General features: G+C 70.1%; 21 protein-coding genes. 13 read left to right on the forward strand and 8 right to left on the reverse strand.

What is annotated here, in order from left to right; all coding sequences use genetic code 11:
• The first annotated feature begins 34 nt into the window (after window positions 1–34).
• The gene (locus tag ACZ5KW_RS11450; protein ID WP_343776490.1) at window positions 35–358 is read left to right on the forward strand and encodes a BolA family protein; all 324 of its coding nucleotides are present in this window, start codon (window positions 35–37) and stop codon (window positions 356–358) included.
• Between the two features lie 92 nt (window positions 359–450).
• On the opposite strand, the gene ACZ5KW_RS11455 is transcribed toward ACZ5KW_RS11450, so the two are convergent.
• On the reverse strand, window positions 451–1,086 hold the full coding sequence (locus tag ACZ5KW_RS11455) for a hypothetical protein (RefSeq protein ID WP_343776492.1): 636 nt from the start codon (window positions 1,084–1,086) through the stop codon (window positions 451–453).
• 182 nt (window positions 1,087–1,268) lie between these two features.
• On the opposite strand from ACZ5KW_RS11455, the gene ACZ5KW_RS11460 reads away from it, so the two are divergent.
• Both ACZ5KW_RS11460 and ACZ5KW_RS11465 read left to right on the forward strand, forming a co-directional pair.
• The gene (locus ACZ5KW_RS11460; protein ID WP_343776494.1) at window positions 1,269–2,678 is read left to right on the forward strand and encodes a class II fumarate hydratase; all 1,410 of its coding nucleotides are present in this window, start codon (window positions 1,269–1,271) and stop codon (window positions 2,676–2,678) included.
• Window positions 2,679–2,844: 166 nt separating this feature from the next.
• Complete coding sequence (locus tag ACZ5KW_RS11465) at window positions 2,845–3,462, forward strand: class I SAM-dependent methyltransferase (RefSeq protein WP_343776496.1); 618 nt, start codon at window positions 2,845–2,847, stop codon at window positions 3,460–3,462.
• Between the two features lie 347 nt (window positions 3,463–3,809).
• Here ACZ5KW_RS11465 and ACZ5KW_RS11470 read toward each other — a convergent pair whose 3' ends face one another.
• Window positions 3,810–4,193 (reverse strand): ACT domain-containing protein, encoded by a 384-nt coding sequence (locus ACZ5KW_RS11470; protein ID WP_343776500.1) that lies wholly within the window; start codon window positions 4,191–4,193, stop codon window positions 3,810–3,812.
• A gap of 99 nt (window positions 4,194–4,292) precedes the next feature.
• Between ACZ5KW_RS11470 and sucC the strand changes: the two genes are divergently transcribed.
• The 5 genes from sucC to ACZ5KW_RS11495 all read left to right on the forward strand — a co-directional run bounded on the left by sucC (window position 4,293) and on the right by ACZ5KW_RS11495 (window position 10,923).
• Window positions 4,293–5,438: an ADP-forming succinate--CoA ligase subunit beta gene (gene sucC, locus ACZ5KW_RS11475; protein ID WP_343776502.1), complete on the forward strand. Its 1,146-nt coding sequence runs from the start codon at window positions 4,293–4,295 to the stop codon at window positions 5,436–5,438.
• Window positions 5,435–6,304, forward strand: a complete 870-nt coding sequence (gene sucD, locus ACZ5KW_RS11480; RefSeq protein ID WP_343776504.1) for a succinate--CoA ligase subunit alpha — start codon at window positions 5,435–5,437, stop codon at window positions 6,302–6,304. The genes sucC and sucD overlap by 4 nt, the downstream gene beginning before the upstream one ends.
• A gap of 106 nt (window positions 6,305–6,410) precedes the next feature.
• Window positions 6,411–9,014, forward strand: coding sequence for a hybrid sensor histidine kinase/response regulator (locus ACZ5KW_RS11485; RefSeq protein WP_343776505.1), 2,604 nt, complete (start codon window positions 6,411–6,413; stop codon window positions 9,012–9,014).
• 80 nt (window positions 9,015–9,094) lie between these two features.
• Window positions 9,095–9,421 carry an ArsR family transcriptional regulator gene (locus tag ACZ5KW_RS11490; protein ID WP_343776507.1) on the forward strand — a complete coding sequence of 109 codons (327 nt, stop codon included), beginning with the start codon at window positions 9,095–9,097 and terminating at the stop codon, window positions 9,419–9,421.
• A gap of 164 nt (window positions 9,422–9,585) precedes the next feature.
• On the forward strand, window positions 9,586–10,923 hold the full coding sequence (locus tag ACZ5KW_RS11495) for a tRNA (N(6)-L-threonylcarbamoyladenosine(37)-C(2))-methylthiotransferase (protein WP_343776509.1): 1,338 nt from the start codon (window positions 9,586–9,588) through the stop codon (window positions 10,921–10,923).
• 32 nt (window positions 10,924–10,955) lie between these two features.
• Here the strand turns inward: ACZ5KW_RS11495 and ACZ5KW_RS11500 are convergent, their stop codons facing one another.
• The 5 genes from ACZ5KW_RS11500 to ACZ5KW_RS11520 all read right to left on the reverse strand — a co-directional run bounded on the left by ACZ5KW_RS11500 (window position 10,956) and on the right by ACZ5KW_RS11520 (window position 17,299).
• Window positions 10,956–12,065: a sensor histidine kinase gene (locus ACZ5KW_RS11500; protein WP_343776510.1), complete on the reverse strand. Its 1,110-nt coding sequence runs from the start codon at window positions 12,063–12,065 to the stop codon at window positions 10,956–10,958.
• Between the two features lie 63 nt (window positions 12,066–12,128).
• Window positions 12,129–14,180 carry an AMP-dependent synthetase/ligase gene (locus tag ACZ5KW_RS11505; protein ID WP_343776511.1) on the reverse strand — a complete coding sequence of 684 codons (2,052 nt, stop codon included), beginning with the start codon at window positions 14,178–14,180 and terminating at the stop codon, window positions 12,129–12,131.
• 223 nt (window positions 14,181–14,403) lie between these two features.
• Entirely contained in the window at window positions 14,404–15,387 is a 984-nt protein-coding gene (locus ACZ5KW_RS11510; RefSeq protein ID WP_343776513.1) for a DUF7260 family protein, read from the reverse strand.
• Between the two features lie 148 nt (window positions 15,388–15,535).
• A complete protein-coding gene (locus tag ACZ5KW_RS11515; RefSeq protein ID WP_343776515.1) occupies window positions 15,536–16,378 on the reverse strand; it encodes an eIF2B alpha/beta/delta subunit family protein in 843 nt (280 codons plus the stop codon).
• 87 nt (window positions 16,379–16,465) lie between these two features.
• Window positions 16,466–17,299, reverse strand: coding sequence for a DUF726 domain-containing protein (locus ACZ5KW_RS11520; protein WP_343776982.1), 834 nt, complete (start codon window positions 17,297–17,299; stop codon window positions 16,466–16,468).
• A gap of 226 nt (window positions 17,300–17,525) precedes the next feature.
• On the opposite strand from ACZ5KW_RS11520, the gene ACZ5KW_RS11525 reads away from it, so the two are divergent.
• The 5 genes from ACZ5KW_RS11525 (at window position 17,526) to ACZ5KW_RS11545 (ending at window position 21,303) form a co-directional block, all read left to right on the forward strand.
• Entirely contained in the window at window positions 17,526–18,011 is a 486-nt protein-coding gene (locus ACZ5KW_RS11525; RefSeq protein ID WP_343776517.1) for a hypothetical protein, read from the forward strand.
• A 48-nt stretch (window positions 18,012–18,059) separates the two neighbouring features.
• The gene (gene mch / locus ACZ5KW_RS11530; protein ID WP_343776519.1) at window positions 18,060–18,998 is read left to right on the forward strand and encodes a methenyltetrahydromethanopterin cyclohydrolase; all 939 of its coding nucleotides are present in this window, start codon (window positions 18,060–18,062) and stop codon (window positions 18,996–18,998) included.
• A 44-nt stretch (window positions 18,999–19,042) separates the two neighbouring features.
• Window positions 19,043–19,591, forward strand: coding sequence for a hypothetical protein (locus ACZ5KW_RS11535; protein ID WP_343776521.1), 549 nt, complete (start codon window positions 19,043–19,045; stop codon window positions 19,589–19,591).
• Window positions 19,592–19,685: 94 nt separating this feature from the next.
• A complete protein-coding gene (locus ACZ5KW_RS11540) occupies window positions 19,686–20,879 on the forward strand; it encodes a potassium channel family protein (RefSeq protein WP_343776523.1) in 1,194 nt (397 codons plus the stop codon).
• Entirely contained in the window at window positions 20,863–21,303 is a 441-nt protein-coding gene (locus ACZ5KW_RS11545) for a nuclear transport factor 2 family protein (RefSeq protein ID WP_343776525.1), read from the forward strand. The genes ACZ5KW_RS11540 and ACZ5KW_RS11545 overlap by 17 nt, the downstream gene beginning before the upstream one ends.
• Before the next feature lie 31 nt (window positions 21,304–21,334).
• Here the strand turns inward: ACZ5KW_RS11545 and ACZ5KW_RS11550 are convergent, their stop codons facing one another.
• Window positions 21,335–22,546 (reverse strand): iron-containing alcohol dehydrogenase family protein, encoded by a 1,212-nt coding sequence (locus ACZ5KW_RS11550; RefSeq protein WP_343776527.1) that lies wholly within the window; start codon window positions 22,544–22,546, stop codon window positions 21,335–21,337.
• Window positions 22,547–22,579: the final 33 nt, after the last annotated feature.

Consider the following 22,579-nt stretch of genomic DNA (forward strand, 5'->3'; position numbering starts at 1 on the left):
GTCGACTTTTGCCCGTCCGCGACCGAGCGGGGGCATGTCAATCGAACCCGACGAGGTCGCGGACCTCATCGAGGCGAACGTCGCGGACGCCGTCGCCCGCGTGACCGCGCCCCGGATCCACAACGACGAGGACGAGGACGCACACTTCGCGGCCGTCGTCGTTTCCCCCGTCTTCGAGGGCGACTCGCTCGTCGACCAACACCAGCGCGTCTACGACGCGGTCGGCGACCACATGACCCAGTCCGTCCACGCCCTCGAGATCAAGACCTACACGCCAGCAGCCTACGCGGAACACGGCGACGGGAGCCTCGACGAGGCCCTCCGCGACGCCGGGCTGCTCCCGGTCGACGAGGCCTGAATCCGGATCCGTCTCCGTCGAATTTCACGGCCTCAGACGCTCTCTACCGACTCGGTTCTTCCTGATTCGACAGCGATCCGCTCGTCAGTCGGTCAGGAGTCGTTTCCGGCCTCCGTCGCGGCCGCTCCGTTACTGTCGTCGCCGGCACCGCTGCCGTCGGTGTCCCCGGTCTCCTCGTCGCCGGCGACCCGGTCGGCGACCGCCTCGGCCAGCGGGTCGACCGTGACCGTCAGGCGGGCGACGAGGAACACGACGGGGACGAGCGCGACGAACAGGAAGGCGGCGTCGTAGGCCCACGCGGCGTCGTTCAAGAGGGGAACGACGGCGCCCGAGAGCCCCCGGTACGCGACGAGGACGGCGCCGAAGACGACGAGCCAGTAGGCCATCCCGCCGGCGTTCTCGGCGATCCGGTCCGGCGGGGCGTCGCCGTCCGCGACTCGGCCGCCCAGCGCCGCCCGCGTCAGCAGCGCGAACTTGGGCGCGGCGTACAGGAGGATACCCGCCACGGCGACCGCGACGATACCCGTCGCGACCGCGGCGAACGTCACGGGCGCGAACGGGACGAGTCGGTCGACGCCCGGGAGGAGCGTGACGACCGCGAGCGCGCCGACGATCGCCAGCGCGCCGATCAGGAGTCTACTCGCCGACTCGACCGTGTCTCGGTCGAACGCCTCGCGGACCGACGACCCGTCCGCCGAGTCGCCGGCCGCCGTGTCGTTCGGACTCATGTGCGCGAGGGGCGAGGGGACGCCGAGGGTTATACCTCCGAGACGGATGCGCCGATTTTCGTCGAATTTGCTCGGTTTGAACCCGCGAGCCCCGTCTCGCCGGTTGCTTGGTCGAGCTCCGAAACCGACCGCGACGCGCCGCATTCAATACCTTTTACACGCGCTCCGCGGTACCTCCGCGCATGAGTGACGACTACCGCACGGAGGAGGACAGCCTCGGCGAGATGCAGGTGCCGGCCGACGCCTACTGGGGGGCACAGACCCAGCGCGCCGTCGAGAACTTCCCCGTCTCGGGGATCCCGATGAGCCGGCGGTTCATCCGCGCGCTCGGGGTCGTGAAGAAGGGCGCCGCGCAGGCGAACCGCGACCTCGGTCTGCTCGACGAGGACACCGCGGAGGCGATCGTCGCGGCCGCGGACGAGGTCATCGCCGGCGAACACGACGACCAGTTCCCGGTCGACGTGTTCCAGACCGGCTCGGGCACCTCCTCGAACATGAACGCCAACGAGGTGATCGCCAACCGCGCCGCCGAGATCGCCGGCGCCGAGATCGGCGACCGCGTCGTCCACCCGAACGACCACGTCAACTACGGCCAGTCGAGCAACGACGTGATCCCCACCGCGATGCACGTCGCCTCGCTCGAAGCCGTCGAGAAGGACCTCGTCCCCGCCCTCGAAACGCTCCACGCGGAGCTGGAGGCCAAGGAGGCAGAGTTCGACGGCGTCGTCAAGACAGGTCGGACGCACCTCCAGGACGCGACGCCCGTCCGTCTCGGACAGGAGTTCGGCGGCTACCGGACGCAGGTCGCGAAGGGGATCGAACGCGCCGAGCGCGTCCAGTCGAACCTGCGCGAGCTCGCCTTGGGCGGCACCGCCGTCGGGACCGGCCTCAACACGCACCCCGACTTCCCGGCGCTGGCCGCGGAGTACATCTCCGACGAGACCGGGACGGAGTTCCGCGAGGCCGAGAACCACTTCGAGGCGCAGGCGGCCCACGACGCGATGGCCGAGGGGCACGGCGCGCTCCGAACCGTCGCCGGCAGCCTCAACAAGATGGCGAACGACCTCCGGCTGCTCGCCTCCGGCCCGCGGAACGGGCTCGGCGAGATCGAACAGCCGGAGAACCAGCCCGGCTCCTCGATCATGCCCGGCAAGATCAACCCGGTCGTCGCCGAGTCGGTCAATCAGGTCCACAAGCAGGTCGTGGGCAACGACGCCGCGGTCTCGGCGGGCGCGGCGCGCGGCGAGATCGACTTGAACCTCTACAAGCCGGTCATCGCGCACAACTTCCTCGAGTCCGCCGAGTTGCTCTCGAACGTCGCGGCGACGTTCGGCGAGCGCTTCGTCGCCAAGCTGGAGGCCAACGAGGAGCACTGCGAGACGCGCGTCGAGCAGTCGATGGCGCTCGCGACCGCGTTGAACCCCGCGATCGGCTACGACAAGGCGAGCAAGGTGGCGAAGAAGGCGCTGGCCGAGGACAAGTCCGTCAAGGCGGTCGCCGTGAGTGAGGGGTACCTCACCGAGGAGGAGGCCGACGAGGTGCTCGACCCCGAGGCGATGACGCACCGCGTCATCCTCGGCGACGAGGACTGAGACCGCGGACCGGTCACCGAGTGGACGCGGCGAGGCCGCCGTCCCTGCGGGGACCGCCTGCCACGCCCGGACCCCCGGTACACTGATTGTCACGGGGCGGATCGGTCGGTAGTATGAGACCCACGGCCACCGGGCCCGCGAATTCGAGCGGTCGACGGGCCGGCAGATGAGCCGCCGGAACGCCGCGCGAGAGCGACCGATCACGCACGTCTACGACGCGGCGTACGCGGGCGTCCCCAACTGGGACATCGGTCGGCCGCAGCGCGCCTTCGTGGAGCTTCTCGACGCCGGACTCGTCGAGAGCCCGGTCCTCGACGTCGGCTGCGGAACGGGCGAGCTGTCGCTGTTTCTCGCCCGACACGGGTGCGACGTCCTCGGCGTCGACCTCTCGCCGCTGGCGATACGACAGGCCGACGAGAAGGCGCGCTGGCGGCGTATCGCCGCGCAGTTCCTCGTCTGGGACGCGCTGGACATCTCTCGGCTCCGGGCGGCCGACCTCTCGTTCCGAACCGTCGTCGACTCCGCGATGTTCCACATCCTCGGCGACCGCGAGCGCGACCGGTTCATCGACGGCCTCGCCGACGTGGTCCGCCCCGGCGGACTCTACTGCGTCCTCGGCGACGCGCGGCGGAGCAACGGCGAAATTTACGGCCTTACCCCGGACGAAATACGGACTCGATTCGGGAACGCCGGCGGGTGGGAGGTCGCGTTCGCGTTCCGGACCACCTTCGAGCGGCGCTGGAGCAGTAACCCCGCCTACTTCGTGGGCGTCCGACGGCGCTGAGTCGTCGCTGCCGGGGGAACCGCGACGGCGGGCCGCTGCCGGGTCAGTTGAGAAGCGAGTTGTCGATCGGCTCGAACCGGTGGCCACAGGACGGGCACTCGACCGACCGGCGGCCGTCCTCGCCGCCGACGACCGCGAAGCGGCGGCTCCAGCCCCTGGTACCGCACTCCGGACATCGACGAACGATTGGTGGCATCATACCGGAATCGAACTCCTGAGTACACTACCCGCCCGAGCGGCAAATGGGTGCCGGGGGAAGCGGCGTAGTTCGGCCCGACCCGGTCGGAGCGTAGTTCCGACGGCGCGGACCGCCCGGAGCGTTGTCCCGGAGGCGCGGACAGCCGCGCTCAGTCGCTGACCGCACAGCCCAGCGCTTCCAGTCGCCGAACGGCGGCCGGGAGGTCTCCCTCCTTGACGAACACGTGGTCGGTCGCGTACGAGGAGACGACGAACACCGAGACCTCCGCCTCGGCGAGCGCCGTCGCGACCGCCGCGAGGAACCCGACGAGTTCGAAGGGGAGGTCCATCTCGAAGGTCAGGCGCTTCCAGTCGCGCTCCGCGTCGCCGGCCTCGACCGCGTCGAGGTCGTCCTGCTCGACGACGACCGTCGTCTCGTCCGCCTCCCGGACCGTCGCGAACGCGGCGGGGTGGTCTCGGTCGGTCCGGCAGACCGCGTACGTCTCTGCCGACACGCTCACCGCTCCCCCGTCGAGGAACTCGGCTGGGTCCATACGGACCGCAACCGTTCGGAGTACAAAAAGGGGTATCGCCCCCGTCGCTCGCGCCGGATCGGCACCATTTAAGCCGCAGTCGCTACCGATCCAACACGGATGAAACTACACGAACATCAAGCGAAGACTATCTTCGCCGACGCCGGGATCCCCGTCCCCGAGTCCCGGCTGGCGACGACCGTCGACGAGGCGCTCGACGCCGTCGACGAGATCGGCTACCCGGCCGCGATCAAGGCGCAGGTCCACGTGGGGGGCCGCGGCAAGGCCGGCGGGATCAAGATCGCGACCGACCGCGAGGAGGCCGAGCAGTACGCCGAGGAGATCCTCGGGATGGACCTGAAGGGGTACACGGTCGACTCGGTGCTCGTCGAGGCCGGCGTCGACTTCGTCGACGAGCTGTACGTCGGCGTCACGATGGACCGCGGCGAGGGGAAGCCCGTCCTGATGGTCTCGACCGAGGGCGGCGTGAACATCGAGGAGGTCGCCGAGGAGAACCCGGACGCCATCGCGCGCGAGCACGTCGACCCCGCCTTCGGGCTCCACCCGTATCAGGCCCGGAAGGTCGTCTACGAGGCCGGCGTCGACGGCGACGTGGCCCTCGACGTGGCGTCGATCCTCTCGACGCTGTACGACCTCTACGAGTCGAAAGACGCCTCGGAGATCGAGGTCAACCCCGTGATGATCACCGGCGACCGCGACGTGGTGGCCGCGGACGCCGTGATGAACATCGACGAGGACGCGCTGTTCCGCCAGCCCGAACTGGCCGAGATGGCCGAGGCGTCCTACGAGGACGACCTCGAACGCAAGGCCGGCGAGTACGGCTTCGACTACGTTCGCCTGTCGGGTAACGTCGGTATCATCGGCAACGGCGCCGGACTCGTGATGACGACGCTCGATCTGGTCGACTACTACGGCGGCAAACCCGCCAACTTCCTCGACATCGGCGGCGGCGCGAAGGCCGAGCGCGTCACGCAGGCGCTCGACATGGTGTTCTCCGACGAGAACGTCGACGCCGTCGTGTTCAACATCTTCGGCGGGATCACCCGGGGCGACGAGGTCGCCAAGGGGATCAATACGGCCTTAGAGCAGTTCGACGAGATACCCAAGAAGGTCGTCGTCCGGCTCGCCGGCACGAACGCCGAGGAGGGAATGGAGATCCTGAACACGGACCTCGTGGAAGTCGAGAAGACGCTGGAGGACGCGGTCCAGCGTGCGGTGAAGAACGCGGAGGAGGTGACCCAATGAGCATTTTCGTCGACGACGACACCAGAGTAGTGGTTCAGGGGATCACCGGCGGGGAAGGCAAGTTCCACGCCGGCCAGATGATCGAGTACGGCACCAACGTCGTCGCCGGCGCGGTGCCCGGCAAGGGCGGGCAGGAGGTCGACGGCGTTCCGGTGTACGACACCGTCGACGAGGCCGTCGAGGCCGAGGACGCGGACGCCTCCGTCATCTTCGTGCCGCCGGCGTTCGCCGGCGACGCGGTCTTCGAGGCGCTCGACACGGACCTCGACCTCGCGGTGGCGATCACCGAGGGGATCCCGACCCAGGACATGGCGAAGGTGAACAAGCGCCTGAGCGAGACGGACACGCGCCTGCTCGGCCCCAACTGTCCGGGCATCATCACGCCCGGCGAGGCGAAACTCGGCATCCTCCCCGGCAACATCTTCTCCGAGGGGAACGTCGGGCTGGTCTCGCGGTCGGGCACGCTCACCTACCAGGTCGTCGACAACCTCACCGAGCGCGGGCTCGGCCAGTCGACCGCCATCGGCATCGGCGGCGACCCGATCATCGGCACCTCGTTCATCGACGCGCTGGAGGCGTTCGAGGCCGACACCGACACCGACGCGGTCGTGATGTGCGGCGAGATCGGCGGCGAGGACGAAGAGCAGGCCGCGCGGTTCATCGGCGAGAACATGGACACGCCGGTCGCCGGCTTCATCGCCGGCCGCACGGCGCCGCCGGGCAAGCGGATGGGCCACGCGGGCGCCATCGTCTCCGGCTCCGGCACGGGCACCGCCCAGTCGAAGATCGACGCGCTCAACGACGCGGGCGTCCCCGTCGGCGACACCCCCGAGGAGGTCGCCGACCACGTCGAGGACTTCCTGTAGGCGTTCGCCGGTCGACCGGCGTTATTCCCCGCGCGCCGATTTCCCGTTTTCAGTTTCGGTAGCCGGAGCGAAAGGTAAAATTACCAGTGGCCAGTCTATCGGCCACATGAACACCGGTTCCGGTCACCCGCCGACGGACGTCGACTCGGCCGCGTCGGGCGGATCGGGAGGGAGCGGCGACGGACCGGGCCGGGTGCTGTTCGTCGACGACGAACCGGGCGCGGCGGACCTCGCCGCGACCCACGTCGAACGACTCGTGGACGGCATCGAGACGGTCACGCGGGTGTCCCCGGACGAGGCGCTCGACGTGGTCCGGAGCGAGCGCGTCGACTGCGTCGTCAGCGACTTCGACATGCCGGGCTCGAACGGGCTGGAGTTCCTCGACGCGGCCCGCGAGGTCGACCCCGGACTCCCGTTCGTGCTGTTCACCGGGAAGGGGAGCGAGGAGATCGCGAGCGAGGCGATCACCGCCGGCGTCACCGACTACCTCCAGAAGGGGGCGGGTCGAGACCGCTACGAGATGCTCGCGAACAGCGTCGCGAACGCGCTCGGCCGGCGTCGGGCGGAGCGTGACCTCCGGGAGGTGAACGCGAAGGTCACGGCCATCCACGAGTTCGCGACGGAGCTGGCGTCGGTCACCGACGTGGCGACCGTGTTCGATCGCACCGTCGACGCGGCCGAGGAAATCCTCGCGTTCGACCGCTGTGTCGTCGCCCGCCGCCGCGGCGATCGAGTCGTTCCGGTGGCGCTCTCCGAGAGCGTCACCGAGGCCGAGGTCCGGTCGTTCGACGTCGGCAAGGGCGTCGTGGGGACCACGATCGCCGAGGAACGCACGATGGTGGTCGACAACGTCTCCGCCGACCCCGCCGACCCCGACGACATGGAGGACCCGACGAACGCGAACCGGCCGTCCGTTCGGGGAGACAGGCGGGACGGGGCCGAGGTGGCCGATCCGGTGGCCGACGACGTGCGGTCCGCGATCAGCGTCCCGATCGGGCCTCACGGCGTCTTACAGGCCGTCTCGGACGGTTACGCCGCGTTCGACGCGCGAGACGTCGAGTTCGCGGAACTGCTGGCCACCCACGCGGCCGACGCCGTCGAGCAGATCGAGGCGAAGGACGCCCTCATGCGGGAGCGCGACCGCCTCGCCGCGCTGTTCGACAACCTCCCGCTCCCGATGGCGCGGACCGCCGTCGCCGAGGACGGTGACCGAACGCTCGTCGAGACGAACGACGCGTTCGTCGAGACGTTCGGACACGACGCCGACGAGTCGAGCTACGAGACGACGGTCGACGCGGTCGTCCCGCCCGACGCGGCGGGGTTCGACCACGAACGACTGATCGCCGAGGACGAACCCGCGAGACTGGAGGTCGAGCGGCGGACGACCGAGGGGCTCCGGAACTTCATCCTCCACGCCATCCCCGTGGTTCAGCCGGAGGAGTCGGTCGTCTACTCCGTCTACGCCGACATCGACGAGCAGAAGCGGGTCGAACGGACGCTCCGGAAGCTCCACGCGACGACCCGCGAGATGTTCGGCGGCGAGAGCCGCGAGGAGATCGCCGCGCTGGCCGCCCGCGCCGCCATCGACATCCTCGAGTTCCCGAACAGCGGCGTCAGACTGTACGACCCCGAGGCGAACCTCCTCCGTCCGACCGCCATAAGTGACGAGGCGACCGCCGCCTTCGGCGACAGGCCCGCGTTCGGCGACACCGACGGTCGCGTCTGGGAGGCGTTCGAGTCCGGCGAGCCGATCGTCGTCGACGACCTCGACGCGGTCGACACCGCGGTCGGGTACGGCGACCTCCGGGGTCTCCTGGTCGTGCCGCTCGGCGACCACGGCGTGATGCCCCTCGGTTCGCGAGAGCCGGGCTTCTTCGACGACACCGACCTCCAACTGGCCCGCGTGCTCGCCGCGAACGTGACGGTCGCGCTCGACCACGCCGAACGGACCGAACAGCTCCGCGACCGCGACGCCGCCCTCCAGCGGGAGATCGACCGGCTGGAGAAGTTCGCCGGACTCGTCTCACACGACCTCCGGAACCCGATCAACGTCGCCACCGGCCGGACCGACCTCGCCCGGTCGCTGACCGACGACCCGGCCGTCCTCGACGAACTGGACCGGGTCGAAGACGCCCACGACCGGATGACGCAACTGATCGACGACCTTCTCGCGCTGGCGCGACAGGGGCGGACGGTCGACGAGATCGAGTCGGTCTCGCTCGACGCGGCCGCCGAGAACGCGTGGCGCACCGTCGACACCGGGGACGCGACGCTCGACCTCTCGGCGGCGACGTCCGCGGTCGACGCCGACCCGGAGCGACTCCGGACCCTCTTGGAGAACCTGTTCACGAATAGCGTGGAACACGGTTCCACTGAACGTCGGGCTCCGCCCGACGACGGCGTCGAGCACGGCTCCGCCGGTAGCCGAGACGAGCCGGGCGCGACGGCGGATCTCACGGTCTCCGTGGGGTCGCTTCCGAACGGGTTCTACGTCGCGGACGACGGGACCGGCTTCGACATCGATCCGGACGAGGCGACGACGTACGGCCGTTCGGGCTCTCCCGACGGAACCGGCTTCGGGCTCGCCATCGTGCGCGAGATCGCGGCCGCACACGGGTGGTCGATGTCGATCGACGCCGGCGGACCCGCAGACGACTCGGACGGCGACCCCGACACCGGCGCTCGGTTCGAGTTCCGCACCGGAAACTGATATATAAAAACCCGGTTGCCGTGCGCGGACGCCGCACAGGCGGGCCACGGTTATGCGCGATTCTCTCCTGTAGATAACGTATGGACGAAGGCACCCGCGAACTGCTGGAACCGCTCCCGCCGAGCGCCAAGTTGGTCTACTACGTGCTCGACGCGGAGGGTCGGTTCGACCAGACCGGTCTCGCGGAGGAGACTCGGCTCTCCACCCGCACCGTCCGGTTCGCGGTCGAGAAGCTCACCGACGTCGGCCTCGTCGAGGAGGGGCTGTGTCCGCGCGACGCCCGCCGCTCAGTCTATCAGGCCGTCCCGCCCGCGGACCGCGACGCCGTCGAAGAGCCGGAAGCTCCCGCCGAGTCGGCGTCGGCGCCGGAGACGGACTCGACCGCCGCGGCCGTCGCCGAAGACTGAACGCCCGTCGTCCGCACCGACGACCGCTGTCACTCACGTTTTCTCCTTCAGCGTCCCCCCGTCAGTCTCCGGTCTGCCGTCCCGGCCGTGGGCCTCCGTTGTGACTCGGGGACGCGCCGATCCGTCGCGTTTTTGCCCTCGGAACCGGTACTAAACGCACTCCGATGGCGACGTACCACATCGAAACGTACGGCTGTAGCTCGAACCGGGGAGAGAGCCGGGAGATCGAGCGCGCCCTCCGCGACGGGGGTCACCGCCCGGCCGACGGCCCCGAAGACGCGGACGTCGCCATCCTCAACACCTGTACCGTCGTCGAGAAAACGGAACGGAACATGCTCCGCCGCGCCGAGGAGCTGTCGGAGACGACCGCCGAACTCGTCGTCACCGGCTGTATGGCGCTCGCGCAGGGAGACATGTTCGCCGAGGCCGACGTCGACGCCGAGATCCTCCACTGGGACGAGGTGCCGACCTACGTGCTCAACGGCGAGTGTCCCACTGTCACGCCCGACGCCGAGCCGGTCTTAGACGGCGTCGTCGGCATCCTCCCCATCGCGCGCGGCTGTATGAGCAACTGCTCGTACTGTATCACCAAGTTCGCCACCGGGCGGGTCGACTCTCCCTCGGTCGAGGAGAACGTCGAGAAGGCGCGGGCCTTGGTCCACGCCGGCGCCAAGGAGATCCGCGTCACCGGGCAGGACACCGGCGTGTACGGCTGGGACGACGGGGACCGGAAGCTCCCCGAACTGCTCGACCGGATCTGCGACATCGACGGCGAGTTCCGCGTCCGGCTCGGGATGGCGAACCCCGGCGGGATCCACGGCATCCACGAGGAGCTGGCAGACGTGTTCGCCGCAAACGAGGAGCTGTACGACTTCATCCACGCCCCCGTTCAGTCCGGCTCCGACGACGTGCTCGCCGACATGCGCCGCCAGCACCGCGTCGAGAAGTTCCGCGAGGTCGTCGCGACGTTCGACGACCGGCTCGACCACTGGACGCTCTCGACCGACTTCATCGTCGGCTTCCCCACCGAGGACGACGCCGACCACGAGCTGTCGATGGACCTCCTCGCCGAGGTCCGCCCGGAGAAGATCAACGTCACCCGCTTCTCGAAGCGGCCCGGCACCGACGCCGCCGACATGAAGGGGCTCGGCGGGACCGTGAAGAAGGAGCGCTCGAAGGCGATGTCCGAGCTGAAGATGGAGGTCGTCGGCGAGGCGTACGAGTCGATGGTCGGCGAGACCTACGACGTGCTCGTCGTCGAGGAGGGAACCGGCGACTCGGTGAAGTGTCGCGACGGCGCGTACCGTCAGATCATCGTCCAGGGCGCGAGCGATCGCGGGATCGAGGTCGGCGACTTCCTCCGCGTCGAAGTGACCGGCCACAACACGGTGTACGCGTTCGGTGAGCCGGTGACGGCGGACGCGACCGCCGACCCCGACGCGGTCGACGACGACTCCGCCGAGCGCGACGAGCGCCCGGAGTCGACCGTCTCCTCCGCGTAGCGACTACCGTAGCCGTTCCCCCCGTTCCGGGTTCACCGGTCGTCGGTCTCGCTCGGGCTCCACGTCTCGGTTTCGCCGTCGCTCGGTCCGTTCGAACCGCTCTGACCCGGGAGCCGAATCCGAACGACTGTTCCCTGCGGGTCGTTGTCCTCGAACTCGACCGTGCCGCCGGACCGGGTCACGGTCCAGTAGATCATCCAGAGGCCGAGTCCCTCGGTGTGTTCGAGCGGGGTCTCCTCGGCGTTCCGGAGCGTCCGGCGTTCGTTCTCGGGAATGCCCCGTCCGGTGTCCGCGATGTCGACGCGAACGTCGCCGTCTTCGTCCCGCCACAGGCGGACCGTGATCGCGACGCCGTCCGGGTTGTGCTCGACGGCGTTGCGGAGTGCCTCCTCGATCGCGAGCGAGAGCGCCGGGTGTGCCCGAACGACGCAGTCGTCCGGAAGCTCGGTCCGGATCGTCGCCTCGTCGTCTTCCGCCGTCAACTGAGACGCGCGCTCTTCCACGACCGCGACGAGGTCGATCGAGTGGAGCGTGTCGGTCCGCCAGATCGACGCGATGCGTCGCGTTCGTTCGCTCGTCTCCACGAGGTCCTCCAGGTGGTTCCGAACGATCCCCACCCGTTCTGCGATCTCCGCCCTGTCTTCCGTCTCCTCGATCCCGTCGAGATAGCCGAGCCCGACCGAGAGCTCGTTCCGGATATTGTGTCGCAACACGCGGTCGTTGATCGAGAGGAGCGTCGCCAGCTCCTGTGCCTCGGTGAGCTTCTCCTCGGATTTCACCGCGTAGAGGCTCGCCCGCGATCCGACCGCGGCGCCGAGGCTCGCGGCGAACGACAGCAGGAAGGACAGCTTGAACGCGTGGTGGTCGATCAGCCAGATGATCCACACGATCCCGGCGAGCGCGGCGAACGAGAGGGCGGCCAGCGCGCTGATCCGCACCGCGCGCCACCGACCCGACTCGGAGAGGTCCCAGCGCGGGAGGTCGTAAGCGGTGTAGAACGCGGCTCCCGACAGCGAGAGGATCAGCGCGGACTCGAGGAGCCGTCCCACGCCACCGCCGCCGAACGCGAGGTGTCTGACCCCCAGGCCGGTACAGAGTCCGCCGAGAACGGCGAAGCCGTATTGAGGGGGTATCGGTGACACCGTTCGAGTATGTACCGAATCACGCCGTATAGCCGTTGTCAGTTCCGTCGACCGCGAGAGGCGCTATTCGCCCTCGTAGATCAGGTTCACCTCGTCGGCGAACCAGTCGAGGATGTTCCGACGCTTCTTTTTCATCGTCGGGGTGAGCAGGTCGTTGTCCTCGGAGAACTCCTCTTCCACGAGCCGGAACCGCTTGATGCGCTCGTATGACTCGAACTCCTCGTTCACGCGGTCGACCTCCTCTTGAATGCGTTCGCGGACGCGGTCGTCGCGACAGAGCGAGGCGCGGTCGTCCGCGACGTCGTGCCCGCGGTTCTCCGCCCACTTCTCGATCCGTTCGAAGTTCGGGACGATGAGCGCGGAGACGAACTTCCGACCGTCCCCGAGGACGACGCACTGCTCGACGAACTCGTTGGCCGCGAACCGGTCCTCGATGGGCCCGGGGGCGACGTTCTTCCCCGTCGAGAGCACGAGCAGTTGCTTCGCCCGCTCGCGGAACGCGATGTAGCCGTCGGGGCGAAGCTGGACGATGTCGCCGGTGCGGAACCACGGCTCCTCGGCCGGGTCAGTCTCGTCCGTTCCCCCACTGCCGGGACCGATCCGCTGGTCCGGCGGCGTCCCGGCCGTCACGACGTCGTCGCCGAGAACCTCCGCGTCGGTGAACGCCTCCGCGGTCGCGTCCGGACGGTTCCAGTACCCTTCTGTCACCTGCGGGCCGCGGACGAGAAGTTCGCCCACGTCGCCGTCGACGTCCGCGACCTCCTCGCCCACCACGCCGTCGTCGACGGCTATCTCCGTGTCGACGACCGGCGGGCCGATCGTTCCCACCTTCGGCTCCTCCGGCGGGTTAACGCTGATCACCGGCGAGGTCTCGGTGAGTCCGTACCCTTCCAGTATCGGCAGGTCCATCGCGTGATACAGCGAGCACAGCTCGGCCGACAGCGAGCCGCCGCCCGAGATGAAGAAGTCGAAATTCCCGCCGATCGCCTCCCGTACCGACGAGAAGACGAGCCGGTCGGCGACCGCGCGCTTGGCGTCGAGGAGGACTCCCGGATCGTCGGTCTCGTGGTGCGTCTGCCCGACGTCGACGGCCCACTCGAAGATCCGCTCTTTGACCGGCGACTCGCTCGCCTGTTCGCGGATCGCGTCGTAGAGCTTCTCGTAGACGCGAGGGACGCTCGTGGTCGTCGTCGGTCGGACGAGCTGGAAGTCGTCCCGGAGCGTGTCGGAGCTCTCCGCGTAGGCGACGGTCGCGCCCGCCGTGAACATCATGTAGTGGCCGGACATCCGCTCGAAGACGTGCGCGAGCGGGAGGAAGGATAGGGTGGTGGTCTCCGCGGAGATGCCGGGCGCCTCCGGGTCCCGGTCCGGGCGGTCGGCGAACCGCCGGTAACACTGCGAGACGTTGTCGCGGAAGTTGCCGTGCGTGAGCCGGACGCCCTTCGGCTTCCCGGTGGTCCCCGAGGTGTAGATCAGGCTGGCGAGGTCGTCGACGTCGAGCGCGTCGATCCACCCCTCGTAGGTCGCCTCGTCGAACGCGTCGGCGCCGAGTTCGTGGACCTCTCCCAAGGTGTACACGTCGTCGTCGACTTCCGCCGCGTCGACGTCGTCGAAGGTCACGATCGCGTCCAGTTCGTGTTCGAGGTCGTCGCGCACCGCCAGCACGTCGTCGAGCATCGCTCGGTTCTCGGCGACGACCGCGGTCGCCCCCGGGTCCTCCAGCAGGTATCGTAACTGGTTCGGCGACGAGGAGGCGTACACGGTCGTCACGACCGCGCCCGCCGACAGCGCCGCGAAGTCAGTATGCGCCCACTCCATGCGGGTGTGCGCGTACAGCGCCAGCCGCGTGTCGCCGTCCACGCCCAACTCGCGGAACCCGGCCGAGAGGTTGCGGACGATCTCGCGCATCTCGTCGTACGTCAGGTCGGCGTACTCGCCCGCTGCCGCCGGCGGCACGACCCCCGCGGAGACGAGCGACCGGTCGTGGACTCCCCCCTTGTACCGCTGGGCGACGCGCCCCCCGTGTCGCTCCGCGGTGCGCTCGAACATGCGCGGGAGCGTCTCTCGGGCGATCGCGTCGTCCGTGAACGCTCGTTCCGCCTTCTGCCAACTCATACGCCCTCAGTTCCGCCCTATCCTCATAAACAATCCGGTAGTTTGGAGTTTCTCCCCGTCGGGCCGTCGTCGCGGAAATCGTCACGGTCGCCTCAGTGTCACTCCACAGAGAGCGCCTCGCCGCAGACGGTGACGAGAGCGCCTCGCCGTAGACGGTGACGAGAGCGCCTCTCGGAACGGACGTGTTTGCGCGAACCTGCCGGTAAAACTGCGTTCGGGGGCGTCAGCGGTCGCCGGCGATCCGCGTCGCGACGCGGTCTTTGTCCGCGCGGACGCTCTCGGCGAGCTCTGCCGCCTGCGCCAGCACCGGGTAGCGCGGGCCGTCGGTGCGGTCGTAGAGATACGCGTAAAACGCCTTTTCGGTCTCTTCTATGGATGCTCCCGCGCTCATCGGCGGATCGTCGAGCGAGCGTTGCCGGTCGGCGGCGAGCCGGTCGCACTCGTCTTCGAGGTCGCTCAGTCGGTTCCAGACGTCGAGCGCCGCGTCGGCCTCGTTCCCGGACCGGATCCCCTCCAAGTGGCCGAGCAGCCGGCGCCGGCTGCGGTCGATCCCCGAGAGCGTCGTCTCGCGGTCGGCCAGTTCGTCGATCTCCTCCTCGATGGCTTCGGCGAGTCGTGTGCGCGCGTCGGCCGCGCGGCGACTCCGATCGACGAGCGCCGACTGCGCGCCGCTCGACAGCCCGCCGTCCGTCGCCAGCGCGGTCGTCGTGTCCGGCCCGAGTTCGGCCGCCAGGCTCTCCGTCGCCGTCTCGTCGTACTCCTCACGGTAGTGTGGCAGCGACAACACGGTGTCGTCGTACGCGGTCATCACCCGGCGGAGCGTGACGTCCCCGCCGCCGGACGTGCCGCCCGGATGACCGCCGCCCTCGGCCCGGCCGATTCCGCGGAGCGCGCCCGCGGGCACTCCGGCCGGAGTCGAGTCCGTCGCGGCCGAGACGGTGTCCATCTCGGCAACCCGGTCCGCGAACGTCTCGAACGCGTCTCGCTCGTCGAGGACGCGACGCCGCTCGCGGCGACAGGCCGCCTCCGCGTCGCGGACGTACGTGAACGCGAGCAGCGCGAGGAGACCGACGAGCGCGACCGCCGTGATCGCGCCCGGCTCCGTCACGGCCGCCGCCACCTCGCACCAGCCGCTCGAACAGCCCGCCGCCGTCACCCCCTGATCGGGGATCTGGAACACCGCCGTCGATCCCGGTGACATGGTCATTAGGTGCGTTAACACGGTTCATACACTAATCTCTTTGGGCGCGCTTCTCCGGTTTCCGGCGGGATTTCGGTCCTTCGGCTTAGTACCACCTTCATCGAGCGCGGCCGACCAAACGACGGACGTTCCGTCGAGGTCGAGCGGTCGCGGCTCAGTCTCGGACGCCGTCGTCGGTGATCACGGTGTCGATCATGCCGATCGGCGTCGCGTCGTAGCTGGGGTTCTCGATCTCGACGTCCTCGACGGGCTCGCGCATCACCTCGACTGCGTCGCGGAACTCGTTTTCGAACCGGAACTCCTCGATGGTCTTCGCGCCCGAGCCGACGGCGGTGACGGGGACGCCGAGTTCGTGCGCGGTCACCACGAGGGGGAACGTGCCGATCCGGTTGTAGTAGGTGCCGCCCGTGATACAGGTGATTCCGAGGACGACGCGGTCACAGTCCCGGAGCGCGTACCCCATCGCGCTGTCGACGACCATCCGCGTGTCGACGCGCGACATTCCGGCGAGTGCGCGAGCGGTCTTGCGGCCGAGGGTCCGCGGGCGCGCCTCGGTGACGTAGACGGTCAGGTGCGCGCCGTCGCGGGCCGCGTTCTCGATGGCCTCCAGCACCGTCGTCGAGTAGTCGTGGACGAGCAGCGTGTCGCCGTCGTCGATGTGCTCGGCCGCGTTGGCGGCCGCCTCGCCTTTCGCCGTCTCGATGTCTTCGGTGACGCGGGCAATCACGTCCTCCAACAGCTGTTTCGCGCTCTCGACGCTCGTCGCCTCGCCGACGATGGAGCGCTCGACCTCCCGCATTGCGTTGTGGAGCGCCGCGTGGGAGGGGTTCGACCGGCGCAACACGCCCGCGTTGTGCTCGAGGTCGCGCTCGAACTCGTCGACGGTGACGTACTCCCGTTCGAGCAGGTCGCCCAGCGCGCGCGTCGCCTTCACGGCCACCGCCGACGTGCTGTGGGTCCGCATCGCCCGTATCTCGGCGACGGTCTCGTCGATCATGCCTGAAGGGTCGACCGCGCCGGTAAAAGGGGTTCCGGGGTCGGCGACGGACGTGGCCACGCCGACCACGCCCGCGCCGACGCCGACTCAGTCGAGCCCGATCCGGCCGACCGCTCGCGGCAGACAGCCCGTCTCCGGCTCGAAGTACGAGTAGTGGTCCGCGACCAGGTCGGTGACCTCGACGTCGGTGTAGTCGGGTGGCGTGGCCGCGGCGTCCGAGACTCCCCCGTGGCCGACCGCGCGGGTCCGGTCCGATGCCCGGTACACCCAGCCGAGGACTCGGTCCTCCCGACTGTGGAAGTTGTAGACGGGAGCGTCGAGGGCGTCGATCGCCGGCCCGTACCTCCCCCCTTCGGCGACGCTGTCGTGCGGGATCGCCCCGCCGAACAGCGACACCGATTCGAGTACGGCTGTCCGGCCACGGTCGGCGAGTTCGCCGAGCGTCGCGCCCGTCACGCGGGCGCCGAGCGAGTGCGCGAACAGGTGGACCGGTCGTCCGTCCTCGTCGGCCCACCGCACCAGCCAGTCCGCGAGCGGCGCCGCGTTCTCGTCGGCGGTCGCCTTCGCCGGTCCCCAGTCGACGTCCGACGCCCACGAGTAGCCGATCACGGGGAGGGCGTCCGCTTCGGTCGACCCCTCCGTCGCCGCCGCGAGTCCCAGCCGAGCGGTGTACGCCTGATCGCGAGCCGACTCGGCGTCCGCGCCGAGCCCGTGGACGAACAGCACCACGGCGTCGGCGTCGCCGAACGCCCACGAACCCGACCGCGCCGTCGGGTCGCTCTCGTCGAGGCGCCCGCGGGTGCTCACTATCGGCTGCGTCTCGGGGGCCTCGTAGCCGGCGAACCCGGCGTCGAGTTCGTTCGCGACGTAGAGCCCGCCGCCGCCGAGGAGGGCAACGCCGGTCGCGGCCCCGCCGAGCAGCCGCCGTCTCGTGACGGGGCCGTTCGTCGCCCCGGCCGCGTCGGTCGAGTCGTCCGCCTCGGCCGCGTCGCCCGCGCCGTCCGATTCGTCCGATCCGTCTCGGTCGTCAGGAGGGGCCGCGTCGCCCGCGGAGGGATTCCGTGTGATACCGAACACGACGGGCCGATCGATCAAATACCTGACGCGGCGGCGACGGCTGTTTATCGTTCGGTCCCTAATCACCGACATGAGCTATCCGGTCACGTACTACTGTCCGCACTGCGGGACGCTCGTCGCGCTCGAACGCGAGGGGTACCTCGCGGACAAGTCGGTGACGCCGTACCCGCTGGAGGGATGGACGTACGTCGCGCCGACCGAGCCGTTCGACGCGGACGAGGGCGACGGCGGCGAGGGCGATGTCGAGTCGGTCGACGCCGACGGCGTCCGGTTCGTCTGCGGCGAGAGCGACGGCGTCGACTGGGACCCCCACGACGGCGTGCGCGGCACCGACGTCGGCGGCGACGAGCCCTCCCGCGAGCCGGACGCCGACGGGGACGGCTGCGGCGAGCCGTTCTACCTCTCGTTCGTCCGGTACGAGGAGGGCCGGGAGATCGACCCACGCGCAGAGACGGAACTGGTCGAGATCGACCCGGATCCACGGCCGAGCGGTCCCGGCGGCCCGGGCGGTCCCGGAGCGGCCGGCGGCCCGAGCGATTCCGACGGCTTCTGGTGACCGGTCGAACAGCCAAACCCCTTAAACGGTGAGCGAGTAGGCCGTCGTATGGAGAGTATCAACCGGACCGCGATCGAGCTGGTCGACGAGGCGCTCGACTTCGCCGGCGAGCTGGACGTCGTCGGCTACGAACTGGACAACGGCGCCACCGTCGTCGACTTCGGCGTCGACGCGGCCGGCGGCGTCGAGGCCGGCCTGCTGCTCGCGGAGATCCAGACCGCCGGGCTCGCGAACCTGCGAACCCGGATGGGCGAACTCGCCGGCGCGCCCCGCCAGTACGTCGAGCTGTCGACCGACCACCCCGCAGTCGCGCTGCTCTGCTCGCAGAAGGCCGGCTGGGAACTGACGACAGAGGGCGGCTTCGAGGGCCTCGGCTCCGGCCCGGCTCGCGCCCTCGTCGGCCGCGAGACCGAGTTCGAGCGCGTCGGCTACTACGACTCATCGGAGTTCGCCACCCTGACGATCGAGTCCACGACGCTCCCTGACGAGGAGGTCGCGGAGCAGGTCGCCGAACTGGCCGAGGTCGACGCGGAGGGCGTCTTCCTCCCGACCTTCGCGACCGGCTCGACGGCCGGCTCCGTCACCACCGCGGCCCGCGCCGCCGAACTCGCCGTCTTCCGCCTGCTGGAGGTCGGCTACGAGCCCACGGACGTGCTTCACGCCTCCGGCGCCGCGCCGCTCGCGCCCTCGACGCGCGACGAGACCGAGGCGATGGGCCGGACGAACGACGCCTTAGCGTACGGCGGCGAGGTCCACCTCCAAGTCGCGCGCGACGACGACCGGTTCGACGAGATCGTCTCGACCGCCAGCGAGGAGTACGGAACCCCCTTCGTCGAAGTGTTCGAGGACGCCGACTGGGACTTCTACGACGTGCCCGAGAGCGTGTTCGCCCCGGCGCAGGTCACCGTCGACGTGGTCGACGGTCCGGTCTACACCGTCGGCGAGACGAACGAGGAACTGCTCGCCGAGTCGTTCGGCTACCGCTGACCGCCGCGTCGCGACCCCGACCCGACGACTGCCACGCCTCACCGATGCGACTCAAACCCGTCCCGGACCCCCCGACCGGACTCGACGCGCTCCGCGCCTTCCAGCGCGCGGTCCCGCTCGTCCCCGGCGACACGGACGACTGCTGCGCTCGGCTGCGGCGGCGCCGCGACCTCGCGGACCGTCAGACGGCCAACGACTGGCTCGCCTTCCTGCGCACGCTCGGACTCGTCGAGGAGACGCCGCGCGGGTTCGTCCGCGCCGACGCCGAGCCGACCCCGGAACTCGTCCGGGACGGGCTCCGCGACGGGGTGTTGCTCGTCCCGGAGGCGCTCGCTGCGCTCCGGGACGCCTCGCCCGCCGACCCCCTGACCGCCGCCGACCTCTTCGCGGCCACCCGCGACGCCGTGCCGCGACACGACCGCGCTCGCGACCCCGACTGGGAGGCCGCGTGGCGGGACCGCGCGGCCCGACTGCTGGAGTGGCTCGCGCTCGTCGACCTCGCTGTGCCGGTCCGAGGGGACTCCGAACCGGCCGACAGTGACTCGGAGCCCAGCGGCGAGCCCGCGGGATACGTCGCCGGCGACGCCGCCTGACGCCCCCGAGCCGAGGGTCCGCTCCCGCCGCCCCGTCGCGGCTCCGGGTCGGCCCCGCAGCAAGCCTTTTACTCGGGCCCGGAGAGGGACGCACATGAACGGCGGCGACGAGCGCACGGTCCGCTACGAGCCGACGAGCGTCAAGGACCTGCTCGTCGAGATGAAGGACACGTCGGAGCTGCTCATCGACCTGTCGTACTCGGCGGTGCTACACGCGAGCCCGACGGTCGCCGAAGAGGTCGTCGAACTCGAACACCGGATGGACGTGCTCCAGATGCGCGCCCGGATGAGCCTGATGCTCGCCGCGCGCAACCCGAAGGACGCGGAGACGCTCGCCCCCGTTCTCGGGGTCATCTCCGCCGCCGAAAAGATAGCCGACGCCGCGGGCGACATCGCCAAGATCGTCACCGAGGAGATCGGCCTCCCCGACGCGATGCGCGGCGCGCTCTCGGAGGGCGTCGAGACGCTCGTCCGCGGGACCGTCGCCGCCGAATCCGCGTACGCCGGCCGGACCCTGAACGGGATCGACCTCGAATCGGAGACGGGCGTCCGTGTCATCGCGATCCGCCGGGACGACGACTGGATACTCAACCCCGGGCCGACAACCCGGTTGGAGGCGGGCGACGTGACACTGCTTCGCGGCCCCGAGGCGGGCGTCGCGGACGTCTTCCCCGAACTGAGCGGGGAGCCGTTCGAGCCGAACCCGCCGGCCGAACCCGCGATCGACGACTTGGAGCGCGCGGTCGACTCGATCGTGTTGATGAAGAACCTCTCCGAACTCGCGGTCGACCTGGCGTACGGCTCCGTCCTCTTCGACAACGAGGAGCTGGCAGAGGAGGTGAGCAACCTCGAGATAGAGGTGGACGCGCTCCAGTCGCGGTTCGAGGCGTGGACCCTCCGAGCCGCCCGCGAGGCCGACGACCCCGTCTCGCTGCGCGGACTCATCCACCTCGGCGTCGCGACCGAGGAGATATCCGACGCCGCGCTGGCGATCACCGAGGGCGTCCGTCGCGACCTCGACGTCCATCCCGTCGTCGAGATGGCGGTCCAGGAGTCCGACGAGATCATCACGCGGACCGTCGTCACGGAAGGGAGCGACCTCGACGGGACGGCGATCACCGACGGCGTGCCCGCGACGGACGTCTCCACGAGCGTGCTCGCGATCCGACGCCCCGAAGACGGGTGGCTGCTGGCTCCCGACATCGACACCACCCTCCGGGGCGGCGACGTGGTCATCTCGAAGGGAACCCGCACCTCGGCCGCGGAGTTCGATGCCCTCGCCGCCTGACCCGTCCGCTCCCGGCTCGGGGGCGGGCGGCGACGAGCCGGCCGGAGACCCGGACCCGGCGGTCCCGGACTCGGGTCCGGCGCCACAAGCGTCGGACCCCGGCGCCCTCGCTCGGGCGTACTACGACGCGCTCGACGCCGGGGACTACGACCGACTCGCGTCCGTCCTCGCTCCCGACTTCGTCCAGCGACGCCCGGACCGGACCTTCGAGGGGCGCGACCGGTTCGTCGCGTTCATGCGCGACGACCGACCGAACACGGACACGACGCACGCCGTCGAGCGCGTCTATCCGTCCGGTCCGGGCGTGGCGGTCCACGGCCGACTGCTCGACGCCGACGGCGAGGAGCTGTTCGCGTTCGTCGACGTGTTCGACGTCGCGGAGGGTCGCCTGACCGCGCTGGAGACGTACGCGGCCGAGTCGTAGAACGGAGCCGCGTGAGCGCGGTACGAGCCGCCTACCAAGCCGCGCGCAACACGCCGAGAACCCCCTCGACCGTCGCGTCGAACTCCCCCGGCGCGCGCTCCATCGGCGGGTCATCGGCGACGAACTCCGCGATCGCCGGCAGGTCCGCCTCGTCGGTCTCGGGCAGGTCTCGGAGCCGAGCGGGGACGTCGAGCGCGTCGCGCACGTCGGCGACCGCCTCCACGACGTCCTCCGCGATCGCGTCGTCGCCGCGGCCGTCGGTCCGGACCCCTAACCCGGTCGCGAGCGCCCGGCGACTCCCGTCGACCTCGTCGAAGAGGTACGCCAGCGCGTGGGGCGCGACGACCGCGTGGATCGCGCCCTGCTGGACGTCGTAGCGGCGGGCGAACCCGTGGCCGAACGCGTGGATCACGCTAATCTTCCGGTCGAGTTGGACGAGCAGCGACCCCACGACCGCGCGGTCCACGGTCGCCTCGCCGTCCGGCCTGTCGCCGGCGACGCGGGGGAGTGCGTCGGCGAGGAGCCGGAGCCCGTGGACCGCGGCCGCGTCGCTCACCGGTGAGGCGTCGCGGGCGTACGGCGTCTCGATCCCCTTGTCGAAGCCGTTCATCGCCGACCCCGCCAGCACCGAGGTCGGCGTGGTCTCGAACAGGTCCGGGTCCGCGACGTCCGCGATCGGCCACGCGCCGCCCCCGCTGACGCTGATCGGCTGCCCGGTCGGCGACTCCTCGGCCGAGAACACCTCCAGCGACCCGCCGGTGGAGATGTCCGCCCCCGCGAAGGTCGTCGGCACGACGACGGACGGGAAGGCGGGGCCGCTCCCGGGCGCGAGGTCGCCGAGCGCGTCGTTCCCCGCCTCAGCGTCGGCGCGGAGGTCGCCGAGGTCGCGGCCGTCGGCCGCGAGGAGCGTCGCCTGCCTCGCGATGTCGAGGCTGGCGCCGCCGCCGACCGCGACGAGGACGTTCGCCCCGACCTCGGCCCGCGCGTCGAGCAGGTCGTAGGCGGTCTCGACCCGCTTGTCCGGCGAGGTCCCGTCGAAGACGCCGGCGAGCCGCTCGCCGAGTCCCACTCGGACCGGGTCCATCAGCGCGTCGTTCGCGCCCGTGTTCGAGCCGCAGACGACGAGCGCGTCGTCGAGGCCGCGATCGGCGAGCCAGTCGCCGAGACCGGCGATTCGGCCCCGTCCGTACCGGATCTCGCAGCCGCGGTGAACGTGTTCGAAGGAGTCCGCGATCGGTAGCATCGACGACAGCTACTCGCGGCCCGGGCTTGTAGC

The sequence above is a fragment of the Halorubrum ejinorense genome, from assembly GCF_055389685.1.

Coding starts and splice junctions, on each gene's coding strand:
- ACZ5KW_RS11450 (WP_343776490.1), top strand. CDS start 35: ATGTCAATCGAACCCGACGAGGTCGCGGACCTCATCGAGGCGAACGTC.
- ACZ5KW_RS11455 (WP_343776492.1), bottom strand. CDS start 1,086: ATGAGTCCGAACGACACGGCGGCCGGCGACTCGGCGGACGGGTCGTCG.
- ACZ5KW_RS11460 (WP_343776494.1), top strand. CDS start 1,269: ATGAGTGACGACTACCGCACGGAGGAGGACAGCCTCGGCGAGATGCAG.
- ACZ5KW_RS11465 (WP_343776496.1), top strand. CDS start 2,845: ATGAGCCGCCGGAACGCCGCGCGAGAGCGACCGATCACGCACGTCTAC.
- ACZ5KW_RS11470 (WP_343776500.1), bottom strand. CDS start 4,193: ATGGACCCAGCCGAGTTCCTCGACGGGGGAGCGGTGAGCGTGTCGGCA.
- sucC (WP_343776502.1), top strand. CDS start 4,293: ATGAAACTACACGAACATCAAGCGAAGACTATCTTCGCCGACGCCGGG.
- sucD (WP_343776504.1), top strand. CDS start 5,435: ATGAGCATTTTCGTCGACGACGACACCAGAGTAGTGGTTCAGGGGATC.
- ACZ5KW_RS11485 (WP_343776505.1), top strand. CDS start 6,411: ATGAACACCGGTTCCGGTCACCCGCCGACGGACGTCGACTCGGCCGCG.
- ACZ5KW_RS11490 (WP_343776507.1), top strand. CDS start 9,095: ATGGACGAAGGCACCCGCGAACTGCTGGAACCGCTCCCGCCGAGCGCC.
- ACZ5KW_RS11495 (WP_343776509.1), top strand. CDS start 9,586: ATGGCGACGTACCACATCGAAACGTACGGCTGTAGCTCGAACCGGGGA.
- ACZ5KW_RS11505 (WP_343776511.1), bottom strand. CDS start 14,180: ATGAGTTGGCAGAAGGCGGAACGAGCGTTCACGGACGACGCGATCGCC.
- ACZ5KW_RS11510 (WP_343776513.1), bottom strand. CDS start 15,387: ATGACCATGTCACCGGGATCGACGGCGGTGTTCCAGATCCCCGATCAG.
- ACZ5KW_RS11515 (WP_343776515.1), bottom strand. CDS start 16,378: ATGATCGACGAGACCGTCGCCGAGATACGGGCGATGCGGACCCACAGC.
- ACZ5KW_RS11525 (WP_343776517.1), top strand. CDS start 17,526: ATGAGCTATCCGGTCACGTACTACTGTCCGCACTGCGGGACGCTCGTC.
- mch (WP_343776519.1), top strand. CDS start 18,060: ATGGAGAGTATCAACCGGACCGCGATCGAGCTGGTCGACGAGGCGCTC.
- ACZ5KW_RS11535 (WP_343776521.1), top strand. CDS start 19,043: ATGCGACTCAAACCCGTCCCGGACCCCCCGACCGGACTCGACGCGCTC.
- ACZ5KW_RS11540 (WP_343776523.1), top strand. CDS start 19,686: ATGAACGGCGGCGACGAGCGCACGGTCCGCTACGAGCCGACGAGCGTC.
- ACZ5KW_RS11545 (WP_343776525.1), top strand. CDS start 20,863: ATGCCCTCGCCGCCTGACCCGTCCGCTCCCGGCTCGGGGGCGGGCGGC.
- ACZ5KW_RS11550 (WP_343776527.1), bottom strand. CDS start 22,546: ATGCTACCGATCGCGGACTCCTTCGAACACGTTCACCGCGGCTGCGAG.